Source organism: Streptomyces sp. NPDC001156 (genome assembly GCF_053598275.1).
Genome location: NZ_JBSFJX010000420.1, coordinates 1 through 3,177, shown reverse-complemented (window position 1 = coordinate 3,177; position 3,177 = coordinate 1). Strand labels below are relative to the sequence as shown.

Genomic DNA, 3,177 nt, shown 5'->3' with positions numbered 1-3,177 from the left:
GGATCGACACGGGAGTCGACGCACCCGATGACCATCAGCTGGCCGCTGCCCAGGATGTGCAGGCCCTCATGCGCGCCACGGGCGGCGAACGCGGCATTCCGGCTGACCAGATCGTCTGTATTGATCATTTTGTTTCCTCAACGGTGCTGTGGGGATCGAAAAATCCCCAGCCGGCTACGACCGGGAGCCGGGTGGGGACGCAGCTCATCGGTCGCCGGCGGACCCCTCCTCGTCCACCCGGAGGGCCTGGACCGGGGCGAATGCGCCGCGCTCACGGAGGGTGGTCGCCGGCGTGCGGTCGATCTGCAGGCTGAGCAGCTCCGGGCGGGCGTAGTGGCCGCGGGCGTCCACCATGCGCTTGCGGCGGTCGCTCAAGGTGAAGTCCACGTCGGCGATCACTTCGCCCTCACCGGACGTGAGCGGCTCGCCGATGAAGCGGCCCTCGGGGTCGACGATGGCGGAGCCGTAGCCGAAGGAGAAGAATCGGGCGGGCGTACCGGTGTCCGCGGCGAGCTTCGCCTTCTGCTCGTCATCGAGCCAGGCCGTGGCGTTGACGACGAAGCACCCCGATTCCAACGCGTGCTGACGGACGGCGGTGAACATCTGGTCGGAGAAGTCCGGGCCGCCGAGGCCGCCGGGGAACATTGAGGCGTGGATCTGCTCCCCGTCGGCGATCAGGGCGTAGCGCGCCAGCGGCTGGTAGTGCTCATAGCAGGCGAGCTGGCCGACGCGGCCGATGGCGGTGTCCACGGCGCGCAGGCCCGAGCCGTCGCCCTGACCCCAGATCATCTTCTCGTGGTAGGTCGGCGTGATCTTGCGCCGGTGCTGGACCAGCGTGCCGTCGGTGTCGAACAGCAGCTGCGCATTGTAAATAGTGCCGCCGTCGCGCTCGTTGACGCCGATCGAGACGACCATGTTGTTCTGCCGTGCGGCCTCCCCGATCTCATTCGTCTCGGGGGACGGCACGGTGACCGACTCGTTCAGCAGCTGCAGCTGGTCCTCGCCCGTGGCAAAGGGCTGCTTCACGAAGCCGAAGTAGGGGTAGTAGGGGACGATGGTCTCCGGGAAGACCGCGAACTCGACACCCTGCTTCCCCAACTCGTGGATCTTCTTCACGACGCGTTCGACAGTGCCTGCACGGCTGTAGAGCACCGGGCTTATCTGGACTGCGGCGACCTTCACGACGGTCATGGTGTGACTCCTAGCTACGGTGTGCTCAAAGTGATCGCGACCGGGGAGTCACGTCTAAATAGGAGCATATGCTCGCGTTACGGCTGACGATAGCGGTACTGTGTTGGAAAAGGCAACCCACTACGGCGGAGGTGTGGCGTGAACGACCACGGTGAACGACTCAACATGGCGGAGGAGCCGTTGGGCGTCCGGTCCTGTTCGGTTGCCGCCGCGCTGGAAATCCTTGGCGAGCGGTGGACCCTGCTGGCCGTCCGTGAGATCAGCTACGGGGTGCACCGGTTTGCCCGCATCGCCGCGTACATCGGCGTCTCGCGTGACATCCTTGCCGACCGGCTGCGCAAGCTGGAGAACGCCGGCGTTGTCGAGCGTCGGCAGTACAGCGAGCACCCGCCGCGCTACGAGTACCACCTCACCGAGGCGGGCCGTGAGCTTCTTCCCGTGATGCTTGCCCTGCGCGAATGGGGCGACAAATGGGCGGTTGACGAGCCCGCCACCGAACTGCGCCACAGTTGTGGCCACGCCTTGAGCGTTCTCCGTACCTGCCGCCACTGCGGCGAACCCGTGGTCCATGGCAGTCTCCACATGGTTGCGCCCGCGGGCCTCAGTGCTCCAAAGGAGTGACTGCGTGAGGAAGGTGACGGTCAGCTGCCGGCGCCGGCGGCGCGGGCCCGCCGAGAACACGGCAGGGGCGCTGGCTCAACGCCGGGGAGCTGAGGCTCATCGACAGCGCAATCATTGCGCAGGGTGCGGTCGACGCCCGCGCCCGCAACCTGCGCGGTGACGCAATGGCCGGCGCGGCCAAGGCGGCGTCGCCATGAGCGCGCCGCCGGCCATCGGCCGAGCCGCGCCTTCGGAGTTGACGGACGTACCCACCTCGCCTTCTGTACGGACCAAAGCCTCGCGCCGGGCCGCGAGGCAAGACGATCTGGCCGCAGGATCCGGAGACCGGACAGCGGATCAACGGCGCGCTCGCCCCCGAGCGGCCGGCTGGAGGCGAAGGCCCCGGACCGTTCGTGAGGCCACGTCCGCTTGCCTGGGCCGGGCCCCGACTCAAGGGGTCCAGAAGAGCTCACGGCCCGCCTGGGCCAGGTGGTATTCGTAACGCGGGGGTGCTCGCTGTACTGCCGACGCTCGACAACGCCGGCGTTCTCCAGCTTGCGCAGCCGGTCCGCGAGGATGTCCCGCGACGCCCCGGTATACCCGGCGATCCTGGAGAACTGGTGCACGCCGTACGCCATTTCACGTAGCGCCAACAGTGACTACCGCTCGCCAAGGATCTCCAGCGCGCCCGCAATCGAGCAGGGCCTGACGCCGACGGGCTGGTCGGCCAAGACGTACATCCCGGGGCGCGTCGCTCTCCCGTCGGCCGCACAAGCGCTGCGGCCGTCGGCCACCGCCGCCCGCTCCTGCCCGAGGCGGGTGCCGGCCTGCTTGCGCTCGGCCGTCCTGTCCTCGTTTGCATCCATGTGTTCAGCACAATAACGAGTGAGTTGTGTTTTCCTACTCACAACGATACCGTCCCTCGAGTAAGTAGGAAAACACAACTCACTTCAGGAGCGCCATGTCCATCCCCGAGAGCCCGGGCACTCTGGCCCCGCCGGCCGGGCCGAGCGCCGGCGCAGCCCGTGACGATGCCGCCCTAGAAGAACCCCAGGACCCTGCGGCACGCCGGCGCGCAGGGCGCGGGCTCGCCCTGAGCAGCCTCGGCGTGTTCGTGGTGTTCCTCGACACCACCATCGTCAACGTGGCCTTCGAGACGATCGGCCGCAGCTTCCACGCCACCACCGGGCACCTGAGCTGGGTGCTGAACATCTACAGCCTGGTTTTCGCCGCGGCGCTGATACCCGCCGGGCGCCTGGCCGACCGGTACGGCCGCAAACGGGTCTTCCTCATCGGCATGACCGGCTTCGGCCTGATGAGCGCGCTGTGCGGGCTCGCCCCCAGCGCGACGGTGCTCATCATCGCCCGCGGGCTGCAGGGGGCCTT

General features: G+C 67.9%; 5 protein-coding genes. 2 read left to right on the top strand and 3 right to left on the bottom strand.

Annotated elements, in window-relative coordinates:
• Positions 1-204: 204 nt before the first annotated feature.
• The gene (locus ACWDA7_RS51565; RefSeq protein WP_450614992.1) at positions 205-1,191 is read right to left on the bottom strand and encodes a carbon-nitrogen hydrolase family protein; all 987 of its coding nucleotides are present in this window, start codon (positions 1,189-1,191) and stop codon (positions 205-207) included.
• A gap of 138 nt (positions 1,192-1,329) precedes the next feature.
• Here ACWDA7_RS51565 and ACWDA7_RS51560 point away from each other — a divergent pair, with 138 nt between their 5' ends.
• Complete coding sequence (locus tag ACWDA7_RS51560; RefSeq protein ID WP_450614990.1) at positions 1,330-1,812, top strand: winged helix-turn-helix transcriptional regulator; 483 nt, start codon at positions 1,330-1,332, stop codon at positions 1,810-1,812.
• A 20-nt stretch (positions 1,813-1,832) separates the two neighbouring features.
• On the opposite strand, the gene ACWDA7_RS51555 is transcribed toward ACWDA7_RS51560, so the two are convergent.
• Together ACWDA7_RS51555 and ACWDA7_RS51550 are read right to left on the bottom strand one after the other, a co-directional pair.
• Entirely contained in the window at positions 1,833-2,429 is a 597-nt protein-coding gene (locus tag ACWDA7_RS51555) for a winged helix-turn-helix transcriptional regulator (RefSeq protein ID WP_450614988.1), read from the bottom strand.
• Between the two features lie 21 nt (positions 2,430-2,450).
• A complete protein-coding gene (locus tag ACWDA7_RS51550; protein ID WP_450614986.1) occupies positions 2,451-2,657 on the bottom strand; it encodes a hypothetical protein in 207 nt (68 codons plus the stop codon).
• Positions 2,658-2,752: 95 nt separating this feature from the next.
• On the opposite strand from ACWDA7_RS51550, the gene ACWDA7_RS51545 reads away from it, so the two are divergent.
• A partial coding sequence (locus ACWDA7_RS51545; protein WP_450614984.1) for an MFS transporter occupies positions 2,753-3,177 on the top strand: 425 nt, incomplete at its 3' end.